The 26,010-nt window shown below is 53.9% G+C and carries 33 protein-coding genes; 21 read left to right on the top strand and 12 right to left on the bottom strand.

The window, feature by feature from the left end; translation table 11 throughout:
• The first annotated feature begins 75 nt into the window (after nt 1–75).
• Both BS640_RS02800 and BS640_RS02795 read left to right on the top strand, forming a co-directional pair.
• The gene (locus BS640_RS02800) at nt 76–447 is read left to right on the top strand and encodes a ribonuclease domain-containing protein (protein ID WP_240905250.1); all 372 of its coding nucleotides are present in this window, start codon (nt 76–78) and stop codon (nt 445–447) included.
• 5 nt (nt 448–452) lie between these two features.
• Nucleotides 453–740 (top strand): barstar family protein, encoded by a 288-nt coding sequence (locus tag BS640_RS02795; RefSeq protein WP_017493443.1) that lies wholly within the window; start codon nt 453–455, stop codon nt 738–740.
• A gap of 122 nt (nt 741–862) precedes the next feature.
• On the opposite strand, the gene yjgA is transcribed toward BS640_RS02795, so the two are convergent.
• The gene (gene yjgA, locus BS640_RS02790; protein WP_017493442.1) at nt 863–1,411 is read right to left on the bottom strand and encodes a ribosome biogenesis factor YjgA; all 549 of its coding nucleotides are present in this window, start codon (nt 1,409–1,411) and stop codon (nt 863–865) included.
• 161 nt (nt 1,412–1,572) lie between these two features.
• On the opposite strand from yjgA, the gene pmbA reads away from it, so the two are divergent.
• From pmbA to BS640_RS02730, 12 genes are all read left to right on the top strand, one after another.
• The gene (gene pmbA, locus BS640_RS02785) at nt 1,573–2,913 is read left to right on the top strand and encodes a metalloprotease PmbA (protein WP_017493441.1); all 1,341 of its coding nucleotides are present in this window, start codon (nt 1,573–1,575) and stop codon (nt 2,911–2,913) included.
• Nucleotides 2,914–3,169: 256 nt separating this feature from the next.
• Nucleotides 3,170–3,556: a cytochrome b562 gene (cybC, locus tag BS640_RS02780; protein ID WP_017493440.1), complete on the top strand. Its 387-nt coding sequence runs from the start codon at nt 3,170–3,172 to the stop codon at nt 3,554–3,556.
• 280 nt (nt 3,557–3,836) lie between these two features.
• On the top strand, nt 3,837–4,160 hold the full coding sequence (locus BS640_RS02775; RefSeq protein WP_017493439.1) for a PRD domain-containing protein: 324 nt from the start codon (nt 3,837–3,839) through the stop codon (nt 4,158–4,160).
• A 54-nt stretch (nt 4,161–4,214) separates the two neighbouring features.
• Nucleotides 4,215–4,580 (top strand): SFCGS family glycine-rich protein, encoded by a 366-nt coding sequence (locus BS640_RS02770; RefSeq protein WP_017493438.1) that lies wholly within the window; start codon nt 4,215–4,217, stop codon nt 4,578–4,580.
• The gene (locus BS640_RS02765) at nt 4,580–4,876 is read left to right on the top strand and encodes a DUF4312 family protein (RefSeq protein WP_017493437.1); all 297 of its coding nucleotides are present in this window, start codon (nt 4,580–4,582) and stop codon (nt 4,874–4,876) included. The genes BS640_RS02770 and BS640_RS02765 overlap by 1 nt, the downstream gene beginning before the upstream one ends.
• A gap of 80 nt (nt 4,877–4,956) precedes the next feature.
• Nucleotides 4,957–5,733: a DUF4311 domain-containing protein gene (locus tag BS640_RS02760; RefSeq protein ID WP_084911828.1), complete on the top strand. Its 777-nt coding sequence runs from the start codon at nt 4,957–4,959 to the stop codon at nt 5,731–5,733.
• 13 nt (nt 5,734–5,746) lie between these two features.
• Nucleotides 5,747–6,394 (top strand): DUF4310 family protein, encoded by a 648-nt coding sequence (locus BS640_RS02755; protein WP_017493436.1) that lies wholly within the window; start codon nt 5,747–5,749, stop codon nt 6,392–6,394.
• 27 nt (nt 6,395–6,421) lie between these two features.
• The gene (locus tag BS640_RS02750; RefSeq protein ID WP_084911826.1) at nt 6,422–7,561 is read left to right on the top strand and encodes an amidohydrolase/deacetylase family metallohydrolase; all 1,140 of its coding nucleotides are present in this window, start codon (nt 6,422–6,424) and stop codon (nt 7,559–7,561) included.
• The gene (locus BS640_RS02745; protein ID WP_017493434.1) at nt 7,545–8,663 is read left to right on the top strand and encodes a DgaE family pyridoxal phosphate-dependent ammonia lyase; all 1,119 of its coding nucleotides are present in this window, start codon (nt 7,545–7,547) and stop codon (nt 8,661–8,663) included. Before BS640_RS02750 ends, BS640_RS02745 begins: the two co-directional genes overlap by 17 nt.
• Nucleotides 8,660–9,400, top strand: coding sequence for a 2-dehydro-3-deoxy-phosphogluconate aldolase (dagF, locus tag BS640_RS02740; RefSeq protein ID WP_017493433.1), 741 nt, complete (start codon nt 8,660–8,662; stop codon nt 9,398–9,400). Before BS640_RS02745 ends, dagF begins: the two co-directional genes overlap by 4 nt.
• Nucleotides 9,401–9,457: 57 nt before the next feature.
• On the top strand, nt 9,458–10,657 hold the full coding sequence (locus tag BS640_RS02735) for a lactonase family protein (protein WP_084911824.1): 1,200 nt from the start codon (nt 9,458–9,460) through the stop codon (nt 10,655–10,657).
• Between the two features lie 13 nt (nt 10,658–10,670).
• On the top strand, nt 10,671–12,587 hold the full coding sequence (locus BS640_RS02730; protein WP_084911822.1) for a BglG family transcription antiterminator: 1,917 nt from the start codon (nt 10,671–10,673) through the stop codon (nt 12,585–12,587).
• 54 nt (nt 12,588–12,641) lie between these two features.
• Here BS640_RS02730 and npr read toward each other — a convergent pair whose 3' ends face one another.
• The 11 genes from npr to BS640_RS02675 all read right to left on the bottom strand — a co-directional run bounded on the left by npr (nt 12,642) and on the right by BS640_RS02675 (nt 20,692).
• Nucleotides 12,642–12,914, bottom strand: coding sequence for a PTS phosphocarrier protein NPr (gene npr / locus BS640_RS02725; protein WP_017493430.1), 273 nt, complete (start codon nt 12,912–12,914; stop codon nt 12,642–12,644).
• Between the two features lie 12 nt (nt 12,915–12,926).
• Nucleotides 12,927–13,781 (bottom strand): RNase adapter RapZ, encoded by an 855-nt coding sequence (gene rapZ / locus BS640_RS02720; protein ID WP_017493429.1) that lies wholly within the window; start codon nt 13,779–13,781, stop codon nt 12,927–12,929.
• 42 nt (nt 13,782–13,823) lie between these two features.
• Nucleotides 13,824–14,294 (bottom strand): PTS IIA-like nitrogen regulatory protein PtsN, encoded by a 471-nt coding sequence (gene ptsN / locus BS640_RS02715; RefSeq protein ID WP_017493428.1) that lies wholly within the window; start codon nt 14,292–14,294, stop codon nt 13,824–13,826.
• Nucleotides 14,295–14,402: 108 nt separating this feature from the next.
• Nucleotides 14,403–14,690 (bottom strand): ribosome hibernation promoting factor, encoded by a 288-nt coding sequence (gene hpf / locus BS640_RS02710; RefSeq protein ID WP_017493427.1) that lies wholly within the window; start codon nt 14,688–14,690, stop codon nt 14,403–14,405.
• A 23-nt stretch (nt 14,691–14,713) separates the two neighbouring features.
• Nucleotides 14,714–16,147 (bottom strand): RNA polymerase factor sigma-54, encoded by a 1,434-nt coding sequence (gene rpoN / locus BS640_RS02705; RefSeq protein WP_084911820.1) that lies wholly within the window; start codon nt 16,145–16,147, stop codon nt 14,714–14,716.
• A gap of 50 nt (nt 16,148–16,197) precedes the next feature.
• On the bottom strand, nt 16,198–16,923 hold the full coding sequence (gene lptB, locus BS640_RS02700) for an LPS export ABC transporter ATP-binding protein (RefSeq protein ID WP_017493425.1): 726 nt from the start codon (nt 16,921–16,923) through the stop codon (nt 16,198–16,200).
• A 6-nt stretch (nt 16,924–16,929) separates the two neighbouring features.
• Complete coding sequence (gene lptA, locus BS640_RS02695; RefSeq protein WP_084911815.1) at nt 16,930–17,481, bottom strand: lipopolysaccharide ABC transporter substrate-binding protein LptA; 552 nt, start codon at nt 17,479–17,481, stop codon at nt 16,930–16,932.
• Nucleotides 17,450–18,031: an LPS export ABC transporter periplasmic protein LptC gene (gene lptC / locus BS640_RS02690; protein WP_084911813.1), complete on the bottom strand. Its 582-nt coding sequence runs from the start codon at nt 18,029–18,031 to the stop codon at nt 17,450–17,452. The genes lptA and lptC overlap by 32 nt, the downstream gene beginning before the upstream one ends.
• Nucleotides 18,028–18,594 (bottom strand): 3-deoxy-manno-octulosonate-8-phosphatase KdsC, encoded by a 567-nt coding sequence (kdsC, locus tag BS640_RS02685; protein ID WP_017493882.1) that lies wholly within the window; start codon nt 18,592–18,594, stop codon nt 18,028–18,030. The genes lptC and kdsC overlap by 4 nt, the downstream gene beginning before the upstream one ends.
• Nucleotides 18,595–18,673: 79 nt before the next feature.
• On the bottom strand, nt 18,674–19,657 hold the full coding sequence (kdsD, locus tag BS640_RS02680) for an arabinose-5-phosphate isomerase KdsD (protein WP_017493881.1): 984 nt from the start codon (nt 19,655–19,657) through the stop codon (nt 18,674–18,676).
• 57 nt (nt 19,658–19,714) lie between these two features.
• A complete protein-coding gene (locus BS640_RS02675) occupies nt 19,715–20,692 on the bottom strand; it encodes a calcium/sodium antiporter (RefSeq protein ID WP_026110792.1) in 978 nt (325 codons plus the stop codon).
• A gap of 365 nt (nt 20,693–21,057) precedes the next feature.
• Between BS640_RS02675 and mlaF the strand changes: the two genes are divergently transcribed.
• The 7 genes from mlaF to murA all read left to right on the top strand — a co-directional run bounded on the left by mlaF (nt 21,058) and on the right by murA (nt 25,993).
• Complete coding sequence (gene mlaF, locus BS640_RS02670) at nt 21,058–21,861, top strand: phospholipid ABC transporter ATP-binding protein MlaF (RefSeq protein ID WP_017493879.1); 804 nt, start codon at nt 21,058–21,060, stop codon at nt 21,859–21,861.
• 15 nt (nt 21,862–21,876) lie between these two features.
• The gene (mlaE, locus tag BS640_RS02665) at nt 21,877–22,659 is read left to right on the top strand and encodes a lipid asymmetry maintenance ABC transporter permease subunit MlaE (RefSeq protein ID WP_017493878.1); all 783 of its coding nucleotides are present in this window, start codon (nt 21,877–21,879) and stop codon (nt 22,657–22,659) included.
• Nucleotides 22,660–22,662: 3 nt separating this feature from the next.
• Nucleotides 22,663–23,274: an outer membrane lipid asymmetry maintenance protein MlaD gene (mlaD, locus tag BS640_RS02660; protein ID WP_017493877.1), complete on the top strand. Its 612-nt coding sequence runs from the start codon at nt 22,663–22,665 to the stop codon at nt 23,272–23,274.
• A gap of 11 nt (nt 23,275–23,285) precedes the next feature.
• On the top strand, nt 23,286–23,930 hold the full coding sequence (mlaC, locus tag BS640_RS02655) for a phospholipid-binding protein MlaC (protein ID WP_017493876.1): 645 nt from the start codon (nt 23,286–23,288) through the stop codon (nt 23,928–23,930).
• On the top strand, nt 23,930–24,232 hold the full coding sequence (mlaB, locus tag BS640_RS02650) for a lipid asymmetry maintenance protein MlaB (protein ID WP_017493875.1): 303 nt from the start codon (nt 23,930–23,932) through the stop codon (nt 24,230–24,232). The genes mlaC and mlaB overlap by 1 nt, the downstream gene beginning before the upstream one ends.
• 161 nt (nt 24,233–24,393) lie before the next feature.
• On the top strand, nt 24,394–24,648 hold the full coding sequence (ibaG, locus tag BS640_RS02645) for a BolA family iron metabolism protein IbaG (protein ID WP_017493874.1): 255 nt from the start codon (nt 24,394–24,396) through the stop codon (nt 24,646–24,648).
• A gap of 82 nt (nt 24,649–24,730) precedes the next feature.
• On the top strand, nt 24,731–25,993 hold the full coding sequence (murA, locus tag BS640_RS02640; RefSeq protein ID WP_017493873.1) for a UDP-N-acetylglucosamine 1-carboxyvinyltransferase: 1,263 nt from the start codon (nt 24,731–24,733) through the stop codon (nt 25,991–25,993).
• Nucleotides 25,994–26,010 lie beyond the last annotated feature (17 nt).

Raw genomic sequence — 26,010 nt, 5'->3', positions numbered from 1 at the left:
ATGAGAGCAGTAAACACGTGGGGTCGGGTTCATTGGCTGTTGGCGGGACTGTTAATTATGTTCTGTGGCAGTGCGATGGCAAAACTGAGTTTTTTCCCTCCCGCGCAAGGAGATATCGCGTCGCTTACCGCGGAGAAAACCGTGGTGAGTTACCTGCAGCAGCATCATCGACTGCCGGATTATTTTATCACTAAGAGGAAGGCACGCGCGGCGGGCTGGGACCCACGTTCGGGCAATCTTTGTGACGTATTGCCGGGTAAGGCGATTGGCGGGGATCATTTCTCTAATCGTGAGCAGACGCTACCGTCTGCGCCCGGCCGCGTGTGGCGTGAGGCCGATATTGACTATCACTGCGGAAGACGCGGTGCCGATCGCGTGCTGTTTGCCAACGATGGCCTGATTTATGTGAGTCGCGATCACTATAAGAATGTTGTTCGGGTGGAGTAAAGCGCATGAAAAAAGTGGTCTTCGATTTTAATCATATCCCCGATCTGGCAGCCTTCTACGCAGATTTTTCTCGCCAGTTCACGCTGAGTGAGCAGTTTGGCGCTAACCTTGACGCGTTGTGGGATGAGGTCACCGGCGGTATTGCTTTACCGGTTGAAATTGATTTCACCAACCTGAACGCCGGACGTAAACGACGCTTTGGATCGCTGGTTTTGCTGTTTGAAGAGGCGGAAGAAGAGCTGGATGGCGCGCTGCGGTTTAATTTATTTGAGAAAGCTAAGCCTAAAGCCTAGTTTTTAATTAAAGAACTGAGTCATTGGCGCGGTAGCAAGGCGGCAGGTGAGCAAGTCCCCAGGCGCTGACACAGGTCAGTGACTGGGGCGAGCAAGCGCAGCTACGGCTTCAGGCAAGACGGTTAGTCTTTCGTTTCCGCGAGCTCTCTGAGGTACTGGAAGATTTGACGATAGGCCTTCGGTGGCTTATTGGCAGCCTTCTCTTTCTGCGCGTTGCGGACAAGCGCGCGGAGCTGCTGACGGTCGGCATCAGGATAAAGATCCAGTACCGCAGGCACCGCATCATCCCCTTCTTCGACCAGACGGTCGCGCAATACTTCAAGCTTGTGGAACAGCGAAACCTGCTGGTTATGGCGGTTCTTCAGCTTGTCGAGTGCGGTCTGAATTGGCTCAACGTCGCGTGAACGCAGCATTTTGCCGATCAGCTGCATCTGACGACGACGGCCTTCTTTCTTGATCTTCTGCGCCAGCTCGATAGCGGCACGCAGGTCTTCGTCGAGCGGGATCTTGTCGAGGGAGTTTTTCCCCAGATCGACCATCTCGGCACCCAGATCTTTCAGTGCTTCGGCATCGCGTTTGATTTCACTCTTGCTGACCCAGATGATCTCATCATCTTCTTCGTTGTTCTCTTCAGGAACATCGTCGAGCCAGTCTTCAATTTTCTTAGTCATTATGGATCCTTAAAATTCTTGGCCGCATTATCGCACGGTTGGCAACAAAAGACCCAGTCGGAATGCGAAATTGTGCTAAGTCTCTGTTAGACTCAGAAGAATATGCAGTTAATGATCACCATCTTTTTATTTAACACCTTATTCAAAAGAAGGGCGGGCTGATGAACGTAACCACTCAAGTGGCAGAGCAACGTAAAACGCTGGAACAGGCCGTAGCGCAGGCTCTGGAGTTAGCGAAAGCCGGTTCTGACGGTGCGGAAGTGGCAGTCAGTAAAACCACCGGTATCGGGATTAGCACTCGCTTCGGTGAAGTCGAAAATGTCGAGTTCAACAGCGACGGTGCGCTCGGTATTACCGTTTATTATCAACAGCGTAAAGGCAGTGCGTCCTCCACCGATCTCAGCCCTGACGCCATCGCGCGTACCGTACAGGCGGCGCTGGATATCGCGCGTTACACTTCTCCAGACCCTTTTGCCGGCGTGGCCGACAGAGAACTGCTGGCGTTCGATGCACCGGATCTCGACCTCTTCCATCCGACCGAACTCGACGCCGATCGCGGTATCGAGCTAGCTGCACGCGCAGAGCAGGCAGCGCTTGCCACGGATAAACGCATTACCAACACCGAAGGCGGCAGCTTCAACAGCCATTACGGCATTCGCGTTTTTGGCAACAGCCACGGCATGCTGAAAAGCTACTGCTCGACCCGCCACTCGATGTCGGCGTCGGTCATTGCCGAAGCCGACGGCGACATGGAACGTGACTACGCCTACACCATCGCTCGCTCCATCGATGAGCTGAAAAGCCCGGAGTGGGTGGGGCAGGAATGCGCGCGTCGCACGCTGTCCCGCCTCTCGCCGCGCAAGCTGCCGACCATGAAAGCCCCGGTGATGTTCTCGGCCGAAGTTGCCACCGGCCTGTTCGGTCATCTGGTGGGGGCCATCAGCGGCGGAAGTATTTACCGTAAATCGTCTTACCTGCTCGACAGCCTGGGCAAGCAAATCCTGCCTGAGTGGATCACTATCGAAGAGCATCCACACCTGCTGAAAGGGCTGGCGTCTACGCCGTTTGACAGCGAAGGCGTGCGCACTGAGCGCCGCAACATCGTCGAAGACGGCGTGCTGCAAACCTGGCTGATGACCTGCTATTCCGCACGTAAACTCGGCCTGCAGAGCACCGGCCACGCGGGCGGTATTCACAACTGGCGCATTGCTGGCCAGGGCGATGATTTCAGTGCCATGCTGCGCAAGCTCGGCAAAGGCCTGCTGGTCACTGAGCTGATGGGACAGGGCGTTAGCGGCGTGACCGGTGACTACTCGCGCGGTGCGGGCGGATTCTGGGTCGAAAACGGTGAAATTCAATATCCGGTGAGCGAAATTACCATCGCCGGCAACCTGAAAGACATGCTGCGCAACATGGTCAGCATCGGCAGCGATATCGAGACCCGCAGCAATATTCAGTGCGGCTCCATTATCCTTCCAGAGATGAAGATCGCCGGCGAATAAGCTTTAAATTAACCTTCCAGACAGCGGCGGATCCTCCGTCGCTGCTTTTCTTGCTCCTTGTTCTACCTCACCTTCTGAACATTCTTTACAAAAATCTGATGCCATTTCGGATGTGTTGCACCTATGTTAATAATAGTCTTACAAACAATGTCGTTATACCCGTCGTTCTTGAAGCCTTCGCGGCGTTAGCCGTCTTGCTAAGCCTCCAATGACTTTGGGTAAAATTCTAATAAATCTAAACAAATGGAAGGTAAGCATGCGTAAACAGGTGATTGCAATAGCCGCGGTTGCCCTGCTGGGTTGGAGCGTTCAGTCTCTGGCAGCAGATTTGGAAGCGGACATGGACACGATTTCTGATAACTACAGTAAGGTTCTAAAAACCGACAATAAAGCTGACTTTATTGCTGGTCTGGCAAAAATGAAGGCGGCCGCTGAGGACGCAAAGAAATCTAAGCCACCGAAGCTCGATTCCAAGCCGGATAACAGCCCGGAAATTCAGGACTTCCACAAAGGTCTGGATAATCTGATAAGCCACATCGATAAAGCCTCCGAACTGGCTAATGCCGACAAGATGGCCGATGCAAAGAAAGAAGCCGAAGGTCTGAAGGCGATTCGCAACGAAAACCACAAGAAATTCAAATAATCTCGTCGCTAACCTTCCTCCGCTAAAAAGTGCGGGGGAAGGGACGTTGCACTCTGCGCCCTCTCCAGTCATTCCCACTGCCCAAACGCCTGACTTCCCTTTTCCCCGCCGGTAATTGCATTTTTGAGAAATGGATCTGCTTGGTGTCCGCCATTTCCAGTTTGAACTGGAAAAAGACCGTCTACACACCTTCTCGCCATACGAGTAGGGTAAGAACAGATGAAAGGTGAGCGCCAATAAATAATAGGAAGCATCTGTAAAAGGGGCAGAGCAGATTGTTATGAAGAATGCACTTGAATTAAAAGATGCGCCAGCAAGAACCGAGCAATTATTGGCAGATATTCAGAAGATGCTGAACGCCGAAAATATATTTACCAATGACGTTCAGCAGCAAATGTTGACCTCTCACGTAAAAGCCATGGTGCTGCGTTCAATTACCGGCGAACCTTTGCCGGAGGTTGATAAAGACCTGTTTGATGAAATATCGCCTGGCTCAATGAAAATGGCAGAAGAGGTTGTCGAGATGCTGGGAAATTTACCGATTGAAGAGGCCTATTTGCTCTCGGTTCATTTTGAAGTGGCAAAAGACAACAACAATGAATAAAGACAACAACAATTAACTTAGTTATCACCAACAACTTATCTGGAGAGTTTAAATATGGGACAAGTCATCGTAGTTATCGGCGACCGTTTAGGTAAAGGCCAGAAAGTTGCAGCCGGTGTGGAAGCGGCAGGCGGTAAGGCCGTGGTCATCCCCGGCGTTGCGGCTGACATGAAGCTTGGCGACGTCATGAAGGCAGAAGGCGCAACCTTCGGCATCTCGTTCTGTGGCAGCGGTGGCGCAGGCGCTATCACGGCGCAGAACAAATATGGCTACAAGGCCAAGCACGGCATGCGTTCGGTTGAAGAAGGCGTGACCGCCATCAACGAAGGCTGCTCGGTGCTGGGGTTTGGTTTTATGGATAAAGAAGAGCTGGGTCAGAAATTAGTTGAATCTTATATCAAGAAAAATGGCCAGCCGTAATGAAGCAGCATTTAACTTCCACGGTCAGGGTTGAGGGAAAGGGCGAAACAAAGGCCGCGGCCTTTTCTTCCGCACTAAGCCAGGTTCAAAAAACCGTTCTCAAATCTACTGATAATATTTTGCTGCGCATTGAACCGCAGGACGTCAAGGTAATTACAGCAGAAGAGAAGATAACCCATGAGAAGTTTCTGTTCTTTTTTCTGCCAAGAGAAAGGAAGAGTTACTACGTGGCGTTAGATATTACCGTCAATATGACAGTAATAAATACCGAGCAGGTCATATTCACCAAAAAATAAATATCCGCTGCATGTCAGGCAGTTTCCTCGGGGGAGGTTAATCCCGCAGCGTAGATATATAAAATCACAAGGATAACCTGATGTTTTTAATTATCTTAATTAAGTCGCTTATTATCGGCGGGCTGGTGGGGGTCGGCGTAGGTGCAGGGGCTGCCCGTATGTTCCATGCGCCCACCGTGCAGGGAATGGGGGCTTTTCGCACACTTGGGGAACTTAACTCCTGCGAGGGCGACCCGGCTTCGCATTTCTCGTTCGGATTAGGCTTCTTCTTCAACGCCTGGGCGTCCTCCGTGGCGGCCGGCTCCTTCACGCAGGACGTTGACCACCGCATCATTCCGAACTGGGCTGCGGCCGTGCTGATGATGAAAAATCGCAACGTGGCCGAGACCCTGCACGACCCGCGCAAGATGGCGATTGCGGGCGGCATCATCGGCATGATTGTCGTTGCCTTCCTCAATACCACGGCCTCGGCGGTGCCACCTGCGTTACAGGTGACCGCCATTAAGGTGCTGGTTCCTGCGGCGAACATGCTGGTGAACACCGTGATGCCGGTCATCTTCTGGCTGGCCGCTATTGACGCCGGTCGTCGCTCCGGTTTTTGGGGCACCATTTTCGGGGGGCTGGCGCAGATGATTATGGGCAACGCGGTGCCGGGATTAGTGCTGGGGATCCTTATCGGCAAAGGCGTAGAAGAGGGCGGCTGGAACCACGTCACAAAAGTGATGATGGCGGCGATTATCGCTCTGTTCGTGCTGAGCGGCTTCTTCCGTGGCTTTGACGTGAAGCTGTTACAGTCTTTCCTGCTGGACGTGCCGAGCTGGCTGAACGGCATCCATAACTCACTCAGTGGCAAATAACGGGAGCATGACGATGGAAGAACAAGCCAAAACGGGTTTCTGGTACGCCGAATGGTCATTCCCGATTTTTGTCGGCCTGCTGTCCGCCGGGGTGTTTGCCGGTACCCATATGTATTATCTGTACGGCATTGGTGCCTTCAATGAAGTCGCCTTCGTGTCGATGCTGCGTTCCGGCATGGACACCGGCGTGTACGGCGCGGTTGCCGCCTTCGGTGCCAGCTTCCTATTTGCACGTATCATCGAAGGCTCGCTGGTCGGGATCCTCGACATCGGCGGCGCTATTCAAACCGGTATCGGTCTCGGCGTTCCTGCGCTGCTGCTGGGCTCGGGCATTATTTTCCCGGTGGCAAATTTCGCCGCCTCGCTGGCAACCGGCCTGATTTTGGGCCTTGCGGTGGGTTACATCATTATTCTGGCGCGTAAATTCACCATCAATCAGGGGAACTCGACCTACGGCGCAGACGTGATGATGGGCGCAGGCAACGCAACCGGTCGCTTCCTTGGGCCGTTGATTATCCTGTCCGCAATGGCGGCCTCTATCCCTATCGGCCTGGGTTCACTGCTGGGCGCACTGGTGTTCTATATCTGGAAGAAACCGCTGACCGGCGGCGCAATCCTGGGGGCGATGATCCTTGGGGCTATTTTCCCGGTGTCGCTGTAGTCGCCTCAACAAACGGAAATATCGCCAATGTACGATTTGATTCTCAGACAGGCTAAAGACGTTAACGGCGGCCGAGTCGATATCGCGGTCCTCGACGGCAAGCTGGCCGTCGTGGGCCAGCTCGACGACAGCGCAACCGCACGGCAGGTTATCGATTTGCAGGGTAAATACTGGCTCAGCGCGGGCTGGATTGACTCGCACGTTCACTGTTATTCGAAGTCGCCGATTTATCACGATGAGCCTGACCTCATTGGCGTGGCCAGTGGTGTGACGACGGTGATCGATGCGGGAAGTACCGGTGCCAATGACGTCGATGATTTCTACCAACTCACCCGTCAGGCCAAGACCCACGTCTTTGCTTTTCTGAACATCGCCCGCACCGGCATCGTCACACAAAACGAGCTGGCGGACATGGCGCAGATTGACAAGGTCGGCGTTCGTCAGGCTATCGCCAGTCATCCCGGATTTATCGTCGGCCTCAAGGCGCGCATGAGCAGCAGCGTGGTCGGTAAAAACGGCATTCAACCGCTGGTGCGCGCCAAGGAGATTCAGCAGGAAAACGATCGTTTACCGCTGATGGTACACATCGGTAATAATCCGCCGAATCTGGATGAGATTGCCGATCTTCTGGAGTCTGGGGACATCATCACCCACTGCTTTAACGGCAAGCCAAACCGTATTTTGACTCCGGAAGGCCAGCTGCGCGATGCGATAAAACGCGCGCTGGCGCGCGGTGTATTGCTGGACGTTGGCCACGGTTCGGCCAGTTTCAGCTTTGCGGTCGCGGAAGTCGCCATCGGCCAGGGGATTATCCCCCACACCATCAGTTCTGATATTTACTGCCGTAACCGAATTAACGGCCCGGTGCACAGCCTCGCCACGGTGATGTCGAAGTTTTTCAGCGTCGGCCTCACGCTGCCGCAGGTGATCGACTGCGTCACTTGCCATGCCGCCGATGCCTTGCGACTGCCGCAGAAAGGCCGTCTCGAGGCCGGCTGCGATGCGGACCTCACGCTGTTTGATATTGCTCATGCGCCGCAGGTATTTGTCGATTCGCAGGGGCAGTCGGTCAAGGGTGACCGCATTCTGGTGCCGCTGGCGACCGTCGTCGCCGGTGAGCCGCTATTAACGGATGAAGGGAAGTCTAAAAATGTCTTCAGTCTATGAAAAGTACGATTTAAAACAGGTGATTAACGCCTCAGGCCGCATGACGATTCTGGGAGTATCAACCCCACGCGCCGACGTCGCCGAGGGGGTTAATACCGGCCTCAACCACTTCTTCGAGATGAAAGATCTGGTGAACAAAACCGGTGCCTATATTGCAAAGCTGCTTAACGTCGAGAGCGCCGTCGTGGTGTCCTGTGCTTCCGCCGGTATCGCGCAGTCTGTCGCGGCGGTGATCGTCAAAGATGACGCCTGGTTACTGGAAAATTTGCACGCCGCATCCTTGACTGTGCCTGACGAAATCGTGCTGCCGAAGGGGCATAACGTCAACTACGGTGCGCCTGTTGCCACGATGGTCACCATGGGCGGCGGCAAGGTGATTGAAGCGGGCTATGCCAATGAGTGCTCTGCGGCACAGCTGGCGGCGGCAATCACAACGCGTACGGCCGCGGTTCTTTATATCAAGTCACACCACTCGGTGCAAAAAAGCATCCTGTCGGTCGAAGAAGCCGCTGAGGTGGCACGTGCCCACAATCTGCCGCTGATTGTTGATGCTGCCGCTGAGGAAGACCTGACCTGCTACTACGAAATGGGGGCGGACCTGGTGATTTACAGCGGTGCCAAGGCGATTGAAGGCCCAACCAGCGGACTGGTACTCGGAAAGAAACAGTACGTAGACTGGGTGAAGCTCCAGTCTGGCGGCATTGGTCGTGCGATGAAGGTCGGCAAAGAGGGCATCCTCGGGCTGACGCAGGCGATTGAAAGCTATATCACTCTGCCGAAAACCAGCGGGCAGGAGATGGTCGACAAGATGACGCCATTTATCAATAGCCTGAACGAGATTAGCGGTGTCTCGGCGCGGGTGGTGTGGGACAGCGCGGGACGCGATATCGCCCGTACCGAAATCACCTTTGACGAGGCGGCGCTGGGTTGGAAAACCAAAGCCATCGTCGAGGCGATGAAGAACGGCAAGATTGCGATTTACTTTCGTGGCTATCGCGCCAATGAAGGCAAGATTGACGTCGATGTACGCAGCGTGACGCCGTCGCAGCTTGTCACCGTAGCCGACTGTTTTAAAGCCCTGTTTACCGGAGAGAAAGCATGAAGCTGACCCCCAATTTCTATCGCGATCGCGTCTGTCTTAACGTGCTCGCCGGATCGAAAGGCAACGCCCGTGAAATCTACGAAGCCGCAGAGGGACATGTGCTGGTGGGCGTGTTGTCGAAGCACTACGCCACCGTAGAGCGTGCCGTCGCGGATATGAAGGACTATGCGGCGTTGATTGATAATGCGCTGTCGGTCGGACTGGGCGCGGGCGATCCACGTCAGTCACAAATGGTGAGCCAGATTTCCCAGCAGGTACAGCCGCAGCACGTGAATCAGGTGTTTACCGGCGTCGGGACCAGCCGTGCACTGCTCGGCCAGAATGACAGCGTGGTTAACGGTCTAATTTCTCCGACCGGCAAGGTTGGCTGGGTCAAAATCTCTACCGGACCGCTGAGCTCCGAGGCCAGTGATGGCATCGTTCCTGTTGATACGGCTATCGCCTTGTTGAAAGACATGGGCGGCAGTTCGGTGAAATATTTCCCAATGGGCGGCCTGAAAACCCGTGAAGAATTTGCCTGCGTGGCGCGCGCCTGCGCCGAGCAGGACTTTTGGCTCGAACCGACCGGCGGTATCGATCTGCAAAACTTCGACCAGATTATGCAGATTGCACTGGATGCCGGCGTCAGCAAAATCATTCCGCATATCTACAGTTCCATCATCGACAGCGCCACCGGCAATACGCGCCCGGAGGATGTCCGCACGCTGTTGGCGAGTGTTAAAAAATTGTTAGCTTAAATGCGGTTTTCGGGTTGTAAGTAGCTGTTGTTTTGATTAAAAGCATAGAGAGGAACGATGAGAAACTGGTTACGTATTTCGGGTTTAACCTCAGCGCTGCTGGCAGTATCTGCCGTGCCGCTGTATGCAGCAGAGAAGGCCATGACGCACGAGACATCTCACTATGCCTATGTAGGCACTTACAATCCGAACGGCGAAGGCGTTTATCGCTTCAAGGTTGACGAGAAATCCGGTGCGCTGAGTGACCGCGTGCTGGTGAGTCAATTTCCGAATCAGGCACAGATGGTGGTCGGTAAATCAGGCAAAACGCTCTACGTCGGCAGCGAGGTCGATAACTACAACGGCGGTAAGCACGGCGCTATCGCCGCGTATCACATCAACCCCGAAGACGGCAGCCTGAGCCTGATTAATCAGGTCGATTCACAGGGCGCAGGCCCGGTTTATCTGTCCCTGACGCCAGCGGGCGATCGTCTGCTGGTGGCTAACTATATCAGCGGTATCGTTGCCGTATTTCCGATTGACGGCAGCGGCAAGCTGGGTGAGGCCAGTTCGGTACATCAGGATTCAGGCCCAGCGGGGGCAGGAAAACCTGCTGCGGCAGCCGAGGGCAGCTTTGCCATCAGCGACCACAATGGCCCGCACGCCCACATGATTGCGACCGATCCGAGCGGCAAGTTTGTGTTCTCGACCGACCTGGGTCTGGACCGCATCTATCAGTGGAAGCTGAATCCGTCCAACGGCCAGCTTGAGGCGAACACGCCGCCGTTTATCAACGCCTCGTCTCCAGGCGCCGGGCCGCGCCATTTTGTGTTCCATCCTAATGGCAGCCTGGCGTTCTTGATTAACGAAGAAGCCTCGGTGCTGACCAGCTATCGCGTCGACAAGGCCACCGGTACCCTGAGCGAACTGCACAGCCTCTCGACGCTGCCACCCAATTTCAAAGGCACTAACTTTGCCGCCGGAATTGTGCTGAGCCACGACGGTAAGCACCTGTACGTCGCCAATCGACTGCATAACAGCATCGCGCAGATTGACGTCACCGGCAGCGGCGAGATGCACTGGGTCGGGGAAGTCTGGACGCGTGGCGACTATCCTCGCACCCTGACGCTGTCGGTAGACGGCAAATTCGTTTACGCCATGAATCAGCGCAGCGATAACATCACAAGATTCAAGGTTGAGACCGGCAGTGGAAAATTAATTTTTGTCGACGACTATACTGCGGTTGGCAGCCCGTCGCAGATGGTGATGGTGCCCTGAAAACAGAAGGTTTATGGTGAGATTTCCCAATCAACGATTAGCCGTATTGTTCGATGCTCTGCAAACGGAAACGCTGCCGCAGGATGAGCTGGCGAAACGCCTGGCGGTGTCGACGCGCACCGTGCGCGCCGATGTCACGGCACTTAATGAAATTATTCAACAGTATGGGGCGAGCTTTGTGCACAATCGCGGCAGCGGTTATCAGCTCAGGATAGACGATGCCGCGCTGTTCTCTACCCTTCAGCAGCCGGTAAAACCGGCTAACCCTACGCCACGCAGTGCGGCGGAGCGGGTCAATCGCTTGCTGATCCGTTTTCTGACCTCGGCCTTTTCGCTCAAATTGGAGGATCTGGCCGACGAGTGGTTCGTCAGTCGAGGCACGCTGCAAAACGATATGCCTGAAGTCCGTGAGCATCTTGCGCGTTACCATCTGACCATCGAGACTAAACCGCGCTACGGCATGAAGCTGTTTGGATCCGAACTCGCGCATCGCGCCTGCCTGACCGACCTGCTGTTCCAGCTCAATAACGATGACCAAATCAGCCCGTTCCTTAAAGCCGAAAGCCTCGAGTCCGAGGCGCTGCAACCACTCACCGACTTTATGCATCGACTGTTGGCGCGATCGTCTATCCGCTTAACCGACGAAGGGGAAAAATACCTGATTCTCTACTGTGCGGTGGCGGTAAAACGCATCGCCGGGGGGTATCCGCTGACTGATTTCGATGCCGAAGAGGAAGAACCGGCGATCAAGCAGGTTTCTACGCAGCTTGCCGCTGAGCTTAAGCGAATGGTAGGGAAGGAAATTCCGGCGGCTGAAGAGGCCTATCTGCGGGTCAATATTGCCGCCCGCCGTCTGCAAAGTATTCTGCCGACCGATATCAATGCTGACGACGAAGAGTCGCTGGTGGACTACATTCTCTCCTACATTAATGCGCATTATAATTATGATTTACAAGGAGATAAACAGCTTAGGTCCGACTTGCTGACCCACATCAAGGCGATGATTACCCGGGTTAAATACCAGATTAATATTCCGAATCCGCTGCTCAACAACATCAAGCAGCACTATCCGATGGCCTATGACGTCACGCTGGCCGCGGTGTCGAGCTGGGGGAAATATACGCCGTACAGCCTCAGCGAGAACGAAATCGGCTTTTTAGTGCTGCACATCGGCGTGGGATTAGAGCGTCATTACAATATCGGCTATCAGCGCCATCCGCAGGCGATGCTGGTGTGCGACACCGGCAATTCGACCATCAGGATGATTCAGGCGCAAATTAGCCGCAAGTTCCCACAAATCGTCATAACTCAGGTTATTTCGCTGCGAGACTATGAAAATCTCCGGCATATCGATGAAGATTTTATTATCGCCAACGCGCGCGTAGCGGAGCGCAACAAGCCGGTGGTGGTGCTGTCTCCTTTCCCGACCGAGTTCCAGATGGAGCAGCTCGGTAAACTGGTGTTGGTGGACCGCACGCGGCCCTACATGCTGGAGAAATTCTTCGACCGGCACCACTTTATGCGTCTCGACCAACCTATGACCCAGGCCCAGCTGTTTCAAAAGATTTGTACTCAGCTCGAGCAGGAAGGCTATGTCGACGAAGAGTTTCACCCTTCGGTGGTCGAGCGTGAGGAGATTGTTTCCACCATGCTGGGCGAGGGTATCGCGCTGCCTCATTCGTTGGGACTGCTGGCGAAAAAGACGGTGGTGATTACGGTCTTGTCCCCGCAGGGCATCACTTGGGGCGAAGGGGAGACGGCGCACGTGATTTTCCTGCTGGCGATCAGCAAGGCCGACTACGAGGAAGCGATGGCTATCTATGACCTGTTCGTGACCTTTGTGCGTGAACGGTCGATGAGCCGGCTGTTAAGCAGTGAGAATTTTGAGAGTTTCAAGGCGATTGCCATCGACTGCTTAAGCCGTATCTAGGCAGAAAGGGGACAGGGCTTGCAAAGACAGGCCCTGTTTAGCGTATTACGCTGCTCAGTCTTCGTCGAAGCCCGAGTTAATCAGATTAATGACCGCCGCCAGCGCCTCGGCCTCGTCCGGGCCGGTGGCCTCGATTTCAATCTCCTGACCTTTGGGTGAATCGAGCATCAGCAGGGCAATCACGCTGCTTGCCTCGGCTTCAATACCGGTATCGTTGCGCAGCATCACTTCCGATTCAAAACTCTGTACCAGTTCAAACAGCTTCATGGCCGGTCGCGCATGCATGCCCAGCCTGTTTTTAATCTCGACTTTCTGTTTTATCGACATAATGATTAACCGTCATGATTTGCGTTTTTCTAACGTACGATGGCGGGACTGCACGTTCTTCCCACGGGAGCGGAAATAGTCGGCGAGCTGTTCGGCTACGTAAACCGAGCGGTGCTTGCCGCCAGTACAACCGATTGCGACGGTCAGATAACTGCGATTATTGGTTTCCAGCATCGGTAACCACTGCTCGAGATAGCTGCGCGTCTGGTAGATAAAGTTGTGCACTTCGGTATGGCGGTCGAGGAAGGCGGCAACGGGTTTATCGAGGCCGGTCATCGGGCGCAGTTTCGGGTCCCAGTGCGGGTTTGGCAAAAAGCGTACGTCGAAAACGTAGTCTGCATCGATAGGAATGCCGTGTTTGAAACCGAAAGACTCAAACACCATCGTCAGCTCGCGCTCACGTTTACCCAGCAAACGGGTGCGCAGCATCTCTGCCAGCTCGTGCACAGACATTTCAGAGGTGTCGATAATCAGGTCGGCGCTCGAGCGCAGTGGCTCAAGCAGTTCGGCTTCGTGATCGATGGCGCTTTCGAGAGAGAGATTCTTGCTGGAAAGAGGGTGCAGACGCCGCGTATCGCTGTAGCGACGGATAAGCGTATTGCGATCGGCATCCAGAAACAGCAACTGCGGGGAGAAGCTGTCTGGAAGCTGGGTCATGGCATGTTCGTAAACTTCAGGCGTCTCTGGCATGTTGCGGACATCGATGCTCACGGCGGCTGACGTATTGCGTTCAGCCAACTCCTGCGCAAGCTGGGGCAATAACACCACCGGCAAGTTATCAACGCAATAAAAGCCCATGTCTTCCAGCGCACGGAGGGCAACGGACTTTCCAGAACCAGAACGGCCGCTGACAATCATCAGCACCATGTGAATACTCCCTCGTTAACCCAATCTTGAATACTTCGCGATTTACTCGTCTTCGGTAATGATATGGTACAGCTCTTCGTCGCTTTGCGCGCTGCGCAGGCGACGGCATACCGCTTTGTCAGCCAGTTTCTTGGCCACTAAAGACAGGGTATGTAAATGGGTTTTACATTGATCTGCCGGAACCAGCAAGGCAAAAAGCAGATCGACCGGCTGATTGTCGACCGCGTCAAAAGCGATCGGCTGATCGAGCTGGATAAAGACGCCCACTGCGCGCAGCGTGTCTTCTTCAAGTTTTCCATGAGGGATTGCAATCCCAGCACCAATCCCGGTACTGCCCATGCGCTCACGGGTCAGAATGGCATCGAAAATCACCTGTGGCGCGAGGTTTAGCTCGTTGGCCGCCAGCTCACTAATGATCTCCAGTGCGCGTTTTTTACTGGCGCAATGGACGTTGCTCTTGGTGCATTCGGCTTTTAATACCGAGGTCAGCTGCAGTGCTGTATCGTTAATCATCTCATTTTCACTTAGGCGCCTTCACCCTAAAGAGTTATCGGCTCGTACCAGGAGGGTAACGAGCCGATGATTATCACTTTATTCCCTGCCAGGAGGACAGGGAAGGGATCAATGCTGTTTCAGTTTGTCTTTATGCTTATTAAGCTGTCGGGCCAGTTTATCAACCAGGCCATCGATAGCGGCATACATATCCTGATGTTCCGAGGTTGCATGCAACTCGCCCCCGTTCACGTGCAGCGTGGCTTCCGCGACTTTCTGCACTCGCTCAACGCTCAATATTACGTAAACCTGGTTGATTCGGTCAAAATATTGCTCAAGTTTCGAAAACTTTGCGTTCACAAACTCTCGCAGAGGTTCAGTGATATCTACGTGATGTCCGGTAATGTTGAGTTGCATAATGTCTTCCTTCTCTGTTGAGGTCAAACCAACTGTTTACGCTGATTTGAGGGCGGGATTGACAAAGACTCTCGGTATTTCGCTACAGTGCGTCGTGCCACCATGATGCCTTGATCCGATAGCATAGTGGCTAACTTGCTGTCGCTCAGAGGTTTGACGGGGTTTTCCGCCGCGATTAATTTCCTTACCAGTGCGCGAATAGCGGTGGACGATGCTTCACCGCCGCTGTCCGTACTAACGTGACTGGAGAAGAAATATTTAAGTTCGAAAATACCCCGTGGACTGTGCAGGAACTTTTGCGTCGTCACGCGGGAAATCGTCGATTCATGCATATCAACGGCACTGGCAATATCGGCCAGAACCATTGGCTTCATAAATTCTTCACCAAGATCAAAGAATGCCTGCTGCTGCTCGACAATACAACGTGTCACCTTCAATAACGTATCGTTGCGACTCTCCAGACTTTTAATCAACCACTTGGCTTCTTGCAGGTTACTGCGAATAAATTGCCCGTCGCTGTCATTGCGCACCGAATTGCCCATCGCAGCGTACTGCTGGTTGATCTTCAGGCGTGGAATGCTGTCGGAGTTCAGTTCAACGGTCCAGACTTTGCCCACTTTGCGCACCAGCACGTCGGGAATGACGTACTCGGATTCGCCGGTATTGATAGACTGCCCAGGCCTTGGATCCAGTGACTGGATCAGCAGCATCGCTCCCTTAAGTGTATCTTCTTTTAGGCGCGTTGAACGCATCAGGGCACGAAAATCGTGGTTGGCGAGCAGGTCTAAATGTTCACTGACAATCAGTCTGGCTTCGGTCAGGAACAAGGTTTCGGGAACGTATTGGGAGAGTTGAATCAGCAGGCAATCGCGCAGGTCTTTGGCCGCTACGCCGACCGGGTCAAAACGCTGGACTCGTTTGAGCACCGCCTCGACCTCGTCCATGCTGACCTCTTCATCACCAATGCTCTCGAGGATGTCATCGAGGGAAATGGTCAGGTAACCGGTGTCATCGACGGCGTCGACAATCGAGGTGGCAATCGCGCGGTCGGTGTCGGTAAACGGCGTCAGCTCGACCTGCCACATCAGGTAATCCTGTAGCGACTGGGTCGTTTCGCCCTGATAAACCGGCAGTTCGTCGTCGCTGTAGTCATTACCTGTACCCGACGGCGTACCGGCGGTGTAAATCTCGTCCCAGGTGGCGTCGAGCGGCAGCTCCTCGGGCATGTCTTTCTGCTCAAGGGCTTCGCGGGTATCAAGGGCTTCGCTTTCGCTGGTTTCTTTCGCGTCTACTTCATCATGGAGGTCAGATTGTTCCAACAGCGGATTGCTTTCCAGCGCCAATTGAATTTCTTGCTGGAGTTCAAGCGTGGACAGCTGCAACAGGCGTATTGCCTGTTGTAGTTGTGGTGTCATTGCCAGTTGTTGGCTGAGCCTGAGTTGCAAACCTTGCTTCATATCTTGGGTTTATTTCCATTCCGAAAAATTTGCGAATCGCATTTTTAATTTTACAGGCGGAAAGCCTCGCCCAGGTAAACGCGTTTAACCTGCTCGTCTTCCAGAATTGCCGCGGGGGTGCCGTGGGCTATCAGACGACCCTGGCTAACTATATAAGCGCGTTCGCAGACGTCTAGCGTTTCACGGACGTTGTGGTCGGTTATCAGTACGCCTAGCCCGCTGTCGCGCAGATGCTCAATGATTTTCTTGATATCGATAACCGAAATGGGGTCAACCCCGGCGAAAGGTTCATCGAGCAGGATGAATTTTGGATTGGCCGCCAACGCGCGGGCAATCTCGACACGACGACGTTCACCGCCGGAGAGTGACTGCCCAAGGTTATCGCGCAAGTGAGAGATATGGAACTCTTCCATCAGCTCATTGGCGCGGGCGATGCGCTGCTCTTTGTTGAGATCTTCGCGGATCTCGAGCACCGCCATCAGGTTGTTGAACACGCTCAGGCGGCGGAAAATAGAGGCTTCCTGCGGCAAATAACCGATGCCGCGACGCGCACGGGTGTGCAGGGGGAGTAGGCTGATATCTTCATCATCAACCACAATCCGTCCCGCATCGCGCTGAACGATACCGACCACCATGTAAAAGGTGGTGGTTTTACCCGCGCCGTTAGGCCCGAGCAGGCCGACGATTTCACCTGACTTGACTGAAAGACTGACGTCCTCAACAACTTTGCGGCCTTTGTAAGCTTTAGCCAGGTTTTCTGCGATTAATGTTGCCATAAGTTATCAGTTACTCTTTTTCTGACCTGCAGCAGCAGGGGTTTTTTGCTGTAGCTGAGAAGGAACCAGCACGGTGGTTACGCGTTTACCCTTGTCGCTAAAGGCTTCCATCTGCTGCTTCTGCACCAGATAGGTGATGCGGTCGCCCTGAACATTGCTGTCGAGCTGCTCGATATAGGCCTGACCCGTCAGGGTAATCAGGTCTTTATCAACTTCATAACGCACCTGTTGGGCGTGGCCCTTGATAGGCTTGCCGTTGTCCTGCATCTGATAAAACGTGACCGGATTACCGTAACCGTTAACCACTTCGTGGCCCGACTGACCGTTAGGACGAACGATGGTCGCGCGGTCGGCGTGCACCAGAATACTGCCCTGCTTGACGACAACGTTACCGGTCAGCGTCACGGTGTTGGTATTAATATCCACCGCCTGATTATCGGAGGTGATAGTCATAGGTTGCGTGGTGTCGCTTTTCAACGCCAGTGCAGGGAGACTTACCGCCAGCAGCGAGGTCGTGATCAATAGGTTACGGATTTTGTTTTTGGTTTTGAATTTCATAATTAGTATTTACCTTTTCGATCAGCTGAGCGGTTTTATTTCTTAAGTTACCACGCATTTTCATGCCGTTAGACGTAAAACCGGTGCCATAAATGTAGACTTCGTCGTCTGACGCTACGTCCTGTGTGACCAGATTAACCTGGGCATTGTCTGTCTTTATTCTTTGCAGCTGTGACGTTGCAGGCGTCAGGCTGTCGACCTGTACGTGACCATAAAGATACAACATTTTGTCGTTGGTCAGCTTGGCGCGATCGGAACGCAAGGTCCAGGTCGCCAGGGCATTCTGGTCATACATGGTCACCACCGGATTGGTGAACCAGGTCAGCTGGTCGGCGGTGTAATATTTCACTTCGTCAGAGACCAGTCGGTAATTCAGCTTGCCAGTCGGGTCATAGACCACGGTCACAGTGTGCTGACTCTGATAAGTGGGTTCCTGATTATTGACTGCCACTTTCTGCGTCGGCGCGGTGGTGTCCGACAGCGTCCAGCCAATCAGTACCAGAACCAGCAGGCCCAGTACCAGGGTTATCCAAAGCTTTGCTTTACTCATATCGACAGCCCCTTGGCGTCCTCCAGCTTGCCCTGCGCCAGCAGAATCAAATCGCATAATTCGCGCACGGCACCGCGTCCACCGGCGATTCGCGTCACGTAGTGCGCCTTGGGTAGAAGGATCGGGTGAGCGTCGTTTACGGCGACGGAAAGTCCCACTTTTTCCATGACAGGCCAGTCAATCAGGTCATCGCCAATGTAGGCAACCTGCTCAGGCTGCAGAGACAGTGTATCTAACAGTTCGCGGAAGGCCAAAAGCTTATCTGACTGGCCCTGATAAAGATGGCGAATGCCCAGCGTTTTGGCACGATCTTCCAGTAATTTGGCATTGCGCCCGGTAATAATAGCCACTTCAACATCTGAAGTAAGCAGGCAGCGGATCCCGTAGCCGTCGCGCACGTTGAAGCTTTTCAGCTCCTCGCCATGATTTCCCATGAAAATCAGACCGTCGGACATTACGCCGTCAACGTCGCAAATCAGCAAGCGGACAGCTTTAGCTCGCTCAAGCACCTCTGCGCTAACGGGACCATAGCAGGTATCCACATTGGCTGCGCTTTTACTCATTCAGGCAATTCCTTAAGTGACAGACCCAACACCCCGGGCTGTTTAAAACGGTTATCGTCGATTTACTCAACTGTCGGTATTACACGACACCGGCTCGCAGCATGTCATGCATATGTACCACACCCAACAACTGGTCGCCATCGGCAACCATGACGCAGGTAATGTGTTTGTCCTGCATCAGGTTTAGCGCATCGACCGCCAGCAGGGAAGGACGCACGCGAATGCCGCCTGTGGTCATGACATCAGTAATTTTAGCGTCGTTTACGTTGACACCCATATCAAAGATTCGGCGCAAGTCACCGTCGGTAAAGATACCTTCTATCTTCATCAGGTCATCGGTAATGACCGTCATTCCCAGATTCTTGCGGGTAATCTCCAGCAGTGCGTCGCGCAGGGTTGCGTCACGGCTGACCTGCGGGATCTCACTGCCGGTGTGCATGATATCGCTGACGCGCAGCAGAAGCTTGCGACCGAGTGCGCCGCCGGGGTGAGAAAGTGCAAAATCTTCGGCGGTGAAACCACGTGCTTCCAGCAATGCTACGGCCAGCGCGTCACCCATTACCATTGCCGCAGTCGTGCTGCTGGTCGGCGCAAGGCCGAGCGGGCAGGCTTCTTTCGGCACTTTGACGCAGATGTGCACGTCCGCCGCCTTGCCCATGGAGCTTTCAGGGTTGGCCGTCAGACAAATCAGGCGAATATCCAGACGCTTGAGCACCGGGATCAGCGCCAGAATCTCGTGTGACTCACCCGAGTTGGAGATAAGGATGACGATGTCCTGCTTCGACACCATCCCCAAATCGCCATGGCTGGCCTCACCGGGATGCACAAAGAAAGCCGGGGTGCCGGTGCTGGCAAAGGTCGCAGCCATCTTGCGGCCGACGTGACCTGACTTGCCCATGCCCATCACGATTATCTTGCCTCCGCACTGGAACATCATCCGGCAGGCGCGGCTAAAGTCGTCGTTGATGTATTGATCCAGCTGTTCCAGGCCTTCTCTTTCGGTTAACAGGACCTGTTTACCGACCTCGATGAAGTTAAAATCTTCGTTATTAAATGATGTCATCGTCAAATCCTGTGACTGGGTCTGAGTTGCGCAATATTTATACAGATTCTATCAGATCTAGAAGGTCACGCTGCCGGGTACGTAGAACAGCAGCGCCAGATACGCGACGAACCCGCACAACAGCAGCGCGCCCGCAAGGTGGCCAATACGGTGTTTACGCATCAGGCACAGTCCGGTCAGCACGACGCTGACGACCAGCATGACCCAATAATCACGATGAAACGCATCGGGATTAAAATGCCCCGGAGCGACCAGCGCAGGCAGGCCGAGAACCAGGCACATGTTAAAAATGTTGGCGCCGATAATGTTGCCCAGCGCGATGTCGTCTTCGCCTTTGATGGCCCCGGCGATAAAGGTTGCCAGCTCAGGCAGGCTGGTGCCGATGGCAATAACGGTCAGCCCGATAACCAGTTCACTGACGCCAAAATAGCGCGCGATGACCGAAGCATTGTCGACAATCATGTTTGAAGCCAGCGGCATGATAATAAACCCCAGCGCTAACCACAAAAATGCTACTGTATTGCTTCCATCCTGAGGGAGTTCAGCCATTTGCTCGCGGGTCAGCGTGTCCTGTCCCACCTGCTCCGACATCCTGGCGATTTTTATCATCAGCAGCAGAAATATCGCTGCGGCGGTAATCAGCGCGACGCCGTCCCATCGACTTAACTCACTGTCGCTAAGCAGGAATCCGCAGAGCACGGTCACTATCAACATTAGCGGGAGTTCGCGTCGCAGGATATCAGAACGCACGGAAAGTGGATGAATTAGCGCGGCGCCGCCCAAAATCAGAAGAATATTAGTGATATTCGAACCAATGACGTTGCCTACTGCTAAATCCATCTGACCGTTGATGGCGGCGGTGGTTGATACAACCAGTTCAGGCAGGGAAATTCCTACGCCGACGACCGTCATACCAATAATAAGAGGGGGAATGCCGATTGAGCCTGCCAGGACTGCAGCTCCGTACACCAAACGATCGGCGGCATAAACTAACAGAAACAAGCCGACAACCATTAGTACGCTAGCGAGAAGCATGAAAAATCCTTTATTTGGTATAATGCAATGTTCGTAAGTCTGGCAAGGAACCAAAATGAGTTTGATCAATCTGACATCAGACCCACCGGCCTGATAGTGATTGAATAGGGTTCCATAATAGCGATTACCTTGGCTTCTGACTTTCTGTTTTATCGTTTTTTATGCGGTCAGATGACAACCGGCCCGCAGTTGGTTGATTTTGACCGTCCGGACGTTAAAAGTAAATCAATGGCAACTTTGGTAACGCATTCGCGGTAAGTTTTTGTAAAATGTCGGGTGTTGGCATTGTAGTTTAAGCCAAAGTTATGGAACGGGTTCTAACATAAGAGGATTCTTGTGTTGTGTTCGCCCAGAGGAAGAGACAAATGAGTCAGAGCGAAGCGAATCTGGTTGAGATCAAGGGCATGAGTTTCATGCGCGGCGATCGTCCCATTTTCGAAGAGATAAACATGACCGTACCGAAAGGCAAGGTAACCGCCATCATGGGGCCTTCGGGGATCGGTAAAACAACCTTGCTTCGATTGATCGGCGGACAACTTACGCCGGACAGTGGGGAGATCTGGTTTGATGGTGAAAACGTTCCTGCGCTGTCTCGCCGTAAGTTGTACGAATCCCGCAAGAAAATGAGCATGCTTTTCCAGTCCGGAGCGCTGTTTACCGATCTCAACGTTTTCGAGAACGTGGCATTTCCGCTGCGTGAGCACAGTAACCTTCCTGAAGAACTGCTGCACACGACGGTAATGATGAAGCTCGAAGCGGTGGGGCTGCGCGGTGCGGCAGAACTGATGCCGGCAGAACTCTCGGGCGGGATGGCGCGCCGTGCAGCGTTGGCACGTGCAATCGCGCTCGACCCCGAGCTCATCATGTTTGATGAACCCTTTGTCGGTCAGGACCCTATCACCATGGGCGTGTTGGTCAAGCTGATTGACGAGCTAAACCATGCGCTGGGTGTCACCTGTATCGTGGTTTCTCACGACGTGCCTGAAGTTCTCAGTATCGCTGACTATGCTTATATCGTGGCCGCTCAGCACGTTATCGCAGAAGGCACCACCGAGGAGCTGCAAAATAATCCAGACCCGCGTGTTCGCCAGTTCCTCGACGGCATCGCCGATGGACCGGTGCCTTTCCGTTTCCCGGCCGGTGATTATAAAACCGAGCTGCTTGGATGATGGAGTAGTAAATCAATGTTAATTAGGGCGTTAGCGTCATTGGGCCGCAGCGGAATAGCCACCTGTGCATCGTTTGGACGCGCCGGGCAGTTGCTGTTTCGTGCGCTGGTCGGACGGCCGCAGTTTGCCAAACAATGGCCATTATTAATCAAACAACTTTACAGCGTCGGTGTGCTGTCGCTGCTTATCATTGTGGTATCCGGCCTGTTTATCGGCATGGTGCTCGGCCTGCAGGGTTATCTGGTGCTGACAACTTACAGCGCCGAAGCAAGCCTGGGCATGATGGTCGCACTTTCTCTGCTGCGTGAGCTGGGGCCGGTAGTGACCGCGCTGCTGTTTGCCGGCCGTGCCGGTTCGGCGTTAACCGCCGAGATTGGCCTGATGAAGGCAACCGAGCAAATTTCAAGCCTTGAAATGATGGCGATCGACCCGCTGCGTCGGGTGGTCGCGCCACGTTTTTGGGCGGGTCTTATCAGCATGCCTCTGCTGACGGCGATTTTCGTCGCGGTCGGTATCTGGGGCGGATCGCTGGTCGGCGTTGACTGGAAAGGCATCGACAGCGGCTTCTTCTGGTCGGCGATGCAAAACGCCGTAGAATGGCGTCAAGACTTGCTCAACTGCTTGATTAAGAGCGTTGTTTTTGCCATTACCGTAACCTGGATAGCGCTATTCAACGGTTACGACGCGATCCCGACTTCGGAAGGGATTAGCCGGGCCACGACCCGTACCGTAGTGCACTCGTCACTGGCGGTGCTGGGATTAGATTTTGTGCTGACAGCACTGATGTTTGGGAATTGAGCCATGCAAAACAAGAAAAGTGAAGTCTGGGTTGGAGCATTTATGCTGATCGCATTGTGTGCCGTGGTGTTTATCTGCCTGAAAGTGGCCGATATTCGCTCCTTCGGCTCCGATCCGACTTACCGTATTTATGCTGATTTCGACAACATCGGTGGGCTGAAAAACGATTCACCGGTTAAAATTGGTGGTGTCGTTATCGGTCGCGTTAGCAGCATTACGCTGGACAAAAATCTGTCGCCGCGCGTGGCGATGGACATCGATGACAAGTACAACCAGATCCCGGATACCAGTTCTCTGGCTATCCGCACGTCGGGTTTGCTGGGTGAGCAGTTCCTGGCGCTGAATATCGGTTTTCAGGATCCTGACATGGGAACCACCATTCTGAAAAATGGCGGCACCATTCAGGACACGAAATCCGCGATGGTTCTGGAAGACTTGATCGGCCAGTTCCTTTACAAAAGCGGCGGTAAAGACGACGCCGCGAAATCGGGTGATGCCGCAGCTTCGCCGGACAGCACCGCCAACCCGGATGCCGCCAATGCGCCGGCAGCCTCGGAAAGCGCGCCTGCTCCAGCGGCAAAAACTGCTCCAGCCCCTGCGGCTCAAGGTAATTAAGAGGAATTGTTATGTTTAAACGTTTGATGGTTGTTGCATTACTGATGATTGCACCGCTGGCGGCCAACGCCGCGGCGGCGGTTGATAAAACCAATCCTTACAGCGTGATGAACGCGGCCGCTAACGCCACCTTTACTCGTCTGAAGGCCGACCAACCGAAGATTCAGCAGGATCCTAACTACCTGCGCACCGTCGTGCGTGAAGAACTGCTGCCTTTCGTGCAGGTTAAATATGCGGGTGCGCTGGTGCTGGGTCGTTACTACAATTCCGCCACTCCTGCGCAGCGTGAAGCCTACTTCAGCGCGTTCAGTGACTACCTGCAACAGGCTTACGGTCAGGCACTGGCGATGTACACCAACCAGTCCTACCAGGTTCAGCCTGCGCAGAGCATCCCGGCCGGTACCGACATCGTGGCCATTCGCGTGACCATCACCGATCCAGGCGGTCGTCCGCCGGTTCGTCTCGACTTCCAATGGCGTAAAAATAGCCGCACCGGTGAATGGCAGGCGTATGACATGATTGCCGAAGGCGTGAGCATGATTACCACCAAGCAGAACGAGTGGGCGGACATCCTGCGTCAGAAAGGCATTGATGGCCTGACCGCGCGCCTGAAATCTGCTGCGGCTCAGCCAATCACTATCCAGCAGAATAAATAATGAGCGGTGAACTGCGCTTTGAATCCCTACAGCAGACGCTGATTCTTAGCGGTTGCCTAGACCGTGAAACGCTGCTTCCTCTGTGGGAGCAGCGCGAGAGTCTGCTAAGGGGCGTCACCTGTGTCGACGTGGCGCATCTTGAGCGCGTTGACTCTTCTGGGTTGGCGCTGCTGGTACACCTGCGTGATTTTGCGGGCAAGCACGGCGTGGAGCTGCAGATTGCCGGCATCACCGACCGTTTGCGCACGTTGATTGAGTTATACAATCTGCAGGGAATAATTCCTCTCGAATCGGACAGTTAGTCCTACCGCGACAAGAAATTTTCTGCGATAAATCACTATTCAAATCAGAGCCCCTGTCTGAAACTCTCATACAGGGGCTTTTTGATGGTTTAAGAGTTGGTCGGATCTCTATAATATGTTCGGCTATTACTTCCCATACGATTAAAGATTAGACGGGTTTTATGGAAACTAACGAAATTAAAGACGTGCTGATGGCAGCATTGGCAATCGAAGAAGCACACGTAACCGGCGACGGCAGCCACTTCCAGGCAATCGTGGTAGGCGCAATGTTCGACGGCATGAGCCGCGTTAAAAAGCAGCAGACCGTTTACGCCCCGCTGATGGAATATATCGCTGACAACCGCATCCACGCACTTTCTATCAAGGCTTATACGCCAGAAGAGTGGCAGCGCGATCGTAAGCTCAACGGTTTTTAAGGATACAGGGATGACGGGCACGCGTAGCTGCCGGCCATTTTGTTATACCTGAAGTAATTTGATAACAGATAAGAGAGCAATAATGGATAAATTTCGTGTACAGGGCGGAACGCGCCTGAGTGGAGAAGTCACGATCTCGGGTGCGAAGAATGCCGCACTGCCTATTTTGTTCGCCGCACTGCTCGCTGAAGAACCGGTAGAACTGCAAAACGTCCCGCATTTGAAAGACATCGACACGACCATCAAGCTGCTTAATCAGCTGGGAACCAAAATTGAGCGTAATGGTTCGGTGTGGGTCGATGCCAGCGGTGTTAACGAGTTCCGTGCACCCTATGACCTGGTGAAAACCATGCGTGCTTCTATCTGGGCGCTGGGTCCTTTGGTTGCCCGCTTTGGCCGTGGTGAAGTTTCTCTGCCGGGTGGATGCGCTATCGGCGCACGTCCGGTTGACCTGCACATTACCGGTCTTGAGCAGCTTGGTGCGAAAATCGTGCTAGAAGAAGGCTACGTAAAAGCGACCGTTGATGGACGCCTGAAGGCTGCCCACATCGTGATGGATAAGGTTAGCGTGGGTGCTACCGTGACTATCATGACCGCAGCGACGCTGGCCGAGGGCACGACCGTTATTGAAAACGCCGCGCGTGAACCAGAGATTGCCGATACCGCGGCCTTCCTGAACGCCATTGGCGCGAAGATAACCGGCGCAGGTACGGACAAAATCATCATCGAAGGCGTTGAGCGTCTCGGCGGCGGCGTACACCGCGTGGTGCCTGACCGTATCGAAACCGGCACCTTCCTGGTGGCGGCAGCTATTTCTGGCGGCAAAGTGGTGTGCCGTGAAACCCGTCCTGACACGCTGGATGCCGTACTGGCAAAACTGCGTGAAGCGGGCGCCGACATTGAAACCGGCGAAGACTGGATTAGCCTGGACATGCACGGCAAGCGCGCGAAAGCCGTGACCCTGCGCACCGCGCCGCACCCTGGCTTCCCGACCGATATGCAGGCGCAGTTCAGCCTGTTGAACCTGGTTGCAGAAGGTACCGGTGTGATTACCGAAACCATCTTCGAAAACCGCTTCATGCACGTGCCTGAGCTTATCCGCATGGGCGCACATGCTGAAATCGAAAGCCACACCCTTATCTGTCACGGCGTTGAAAAACTGTCCGGTGCACAGGTGATGGCAACCGATCTGCGTGCTTCTGCAAGCCTGGTGCTGGCGGGCTGTATCGCTGATGGCGTGACCATCGTTGACCGTATTTATCACATCGACCGTGGCTATGAGCGCATCGAAGATAAACTGCGTCAGCTAGGTGCCAAAATTGAACGCGTGAGCGCTGCCGAGTAATTCGAGCGTTTGCGGGA

Source organism: Rouxiella badensis (assembly GCF_002093665.1).
GTDB classification, from domain to species: Bacteria; Pseudomonadota; Gammaproteobacteria; order Enterobacterales; family Enterobacteriaceae; genus Rouxiella; species Rouxiella badensis.
The sequence above is the reverse complement of the archived record's forward strand: the minus strand, read 5'-3'. Positions and strand labels throughout refer to the sequence as shown.

What these genes read in the sequence shown, in the direction of transcription:
- BS640_RS02800 (WP_240905250.1), top strand. Translation starts at nt 76, where the DNA reads ATGGCAAAACTGAGTTTTTTCCCTCCCGCGCAAGGAGATATCGCGTCG.
- BS640_RS02795 (WP_017493443.1), top strand. Translation starts at nt 453, where the DNA reads ATGAAAAAAGTGGTCTTCGATTTTAATCATATCCCCGATCTGGCAGCC.
- yjgA (WP_017493442.1), bottom strand. Translation starts at nt 1,411, where the DNA reads ATGACTAAGAAAATTGAAGACTGGCTCGACGATGTTCCTGAAGAGAAC.
- pmbA (WP_017493441.1), top strand. Translation starts at nt 1,573, where the DNA reads ATGAACGTAACCACTCAAGTGGCAGAGCAACGTAAAACGCTGGAACAG.
- cybC (WP_017493440.1), top strand. Translation starts at nt 3,170, where the DNA reads ATGCGTAAACAGGTGATTGCAATAGCCGCGGTTGCCCTGCTGGGTTGG.
- BS640_RS02775 (WP_017493439.1), top strand. Translation starts at nt 3,837, where the DNA reads ATGAAGAATGCACTTGAATTAAAAGATGCGCCAGCAAGAACCGAGCAA.
- BS640_RS02770 (WP_017493438.1), top strand. Translation starts at nt 4,215, where the DNA reads ATGGGACAAGTCATCGTAGTTATCGGCGACCGTTTAGGTAAAGGCCAG.
- BS640_RS02765 (WP_017493437.1), top strand. Translation starts at nt 4,580, where the DNA reads ATGAAGCAGCATTTAACTTCCACGGTCAGGGTTGAGGGAAAGGGCGAA.
- BS640_RS02760 (WP_084911828.1), top strand. Translation starts at nt 4,957, where the DNA reads ATGTTTTTAATTATCTTAATTAAGTCGCTTATTATCGGCGGGCTGGTG.
- BS640_RS02755 (WP_017493436.1), top strand. Translation starts at nt 5,747, where the DNA reads ATGGAAGAACAAGCCAAAACGGGTTTCTGGTACGCCGAATGGTCATTC.
- BS640_RS02750 (WP_084911826.1), top strand. Translation starts at nt 6,422, where the DNA reads ATGTACGATTTGATTCTCAGACAGGCTAAAGACGTTAACGGCGGCCGA.
- BS640_RS02745 (WP_017493434.1), top strand. Translation starts at nt 7,545, where the DNA reads ATGTCTTCAGTCTATGAAAAGTACGATTTAAAACAGGTGATTAACGCC.
- dagF (WP_017493433.1), top strand. Translation starts at nt 8,660, where the DNA reads ATGAAGCTGACCCCCAATTTCTATCGCGATCGCGTCTGTCTTAACGTG.
- BS640_RS02735 (WP_084911824.1), top strand. Translation starts at nt 9,458, where the DNA reads ATGAGAAACTGGTTACGTATTTCGGGTTTAACCTCAGCGCTGCTGGCA.
- BS640_RS02730 (WP_084911822.1), top strand. Translation starts at nt 10,671, where the DNA reads ATGGTGAGATTTCCCAATCAACGATTAGCCGTATTGTTCGATGCTCTG.
- npr (WP_017493430.1), bottom strand. Translation starts at nt 12,914, where the DNA reads ATGTCGATAAAACAGAAAGTCGAGATTAAAAACAGGCTGGGCATGCAT.
- rapZ (WP_017493429.1), bottom strand. Translation starts at nt 13,781, where the DNA reads ATGGTGCTGATGATTGTCAGCGGCCGTTCTGGTTCTGGAAAGTCCGTT.
- ptsN (WP_017493428.1), bottom strand. Translation starts at nt 14,294, where the DNA reads ATGATTAACGATACAGCACTGCAGCTGACCTCGGTATTAAAAGCCGAA.
- hpf (WP_017493427.1), bottom strand. Translation starts at nt 14,690, where the DNA reads ATGCAACTCAACATTACCGGACATCACGTAGATATCACTGAACCTCTG.
- rpoN (WP_084911820.1), bottom strand. Translation starts at nt 16,147, where the DNA reads ATGAAGCAAGGTTTGCAACTCAGGCTCAGCCAACAACTGGCAATGACA.
- lptB (WP_017493425.1), bottom strand. Translation starts at nt 16,923, where the DNA reads ATGGCAACATTAATCGCAGAAAACCTGGCTAAAGCTTACAAAGGCCGC.
- lptA (WP_084911815.1), bottom strand. Translation starts at nt 17,481, where the DNA reads ATGAAATTCAAAACCAAAAACAAAATCCGTAACCTATTGATCACGACC.
- lptC (WP_084911813.1), bottom strand. Translation starts at nt 18,031, where the DNA reads ATGAGTAAAGCAAAGCTTTGGATAACCCTGGTACTGGGCCTGCTGGTT.
- kdsC (WP_017493882.1), bottom strand. Translation starts at nt 18,594, where the DNA reads ATGAGTAAAAGCGCAGCCAATGTGGATACCTGCTATGGTCCCGTTAGC.
- kdsD (WP_017493881.1), bottom strand. Translation starts at nt 19,657, where the DNA reads ATGACATCATTTAATAACGAAGATTTTAACTTCATCGAGGTCGGTAAA.
- BS640_RS02675 (WP_026110792.1), bottom strand. Translation starts at nt 20,692, where the DNA reads ATGCTTCTCGCTAGCGTACTAATGGTTGTCGGCTTGTTTCTGTTAGTT.
- mlaF (WP_017493879.1), top strand. Translation starts at nt 21,058, where the DNA reads ATGAGTCAGAGCGAAGCGAATCTGGTTGAGATCAAGGGCATGAGTTTC.
- mlaE (WP_017493878.1), top strand. Translation starts at nt 21,877, where the DNA reads ATGTTAATTAGGGCGTTAGCGTCATTGGGCCGCAGCGGAATAGCCACC.
- mlaD (WP_017493877.1), top strand. Translation starts at nt 22,663, where the DNA reads ATGCAAAACAAGAAAAGTGAAGTCTGGGTTGGAGCATTTATGCTGATC.
- mlaC (WP_017493876.1), top strand. Translation starts at nt 23,286, where the DNA reads ATGTTTAAACGTTTGATGGTTGTTGCATTACTGATGATTGCACCGCTG.
- mlaB (WP_017493875.1), top strand. Translation starts at nt 23,930, where the DNA reads ATGAGCGGTGAACTGCGCTTTGAATCCCTACAGCAGACGCTGATTCTT.
- ibaG (WP_017493874.1), top strand. Translation starts at nt 24,394, where the DNA reads ATGGAAACTAACGAAATTAAAGACGTGCTGATGGCAGCATTGGCAATC.
- murA (WP_017493873.1), top strand. Translation starts at nt 24,731, where the DNA reads ATGGATAAATTTCGTGTACAGGGCGGAACGCGCCTGAGTGGAGAAGTC.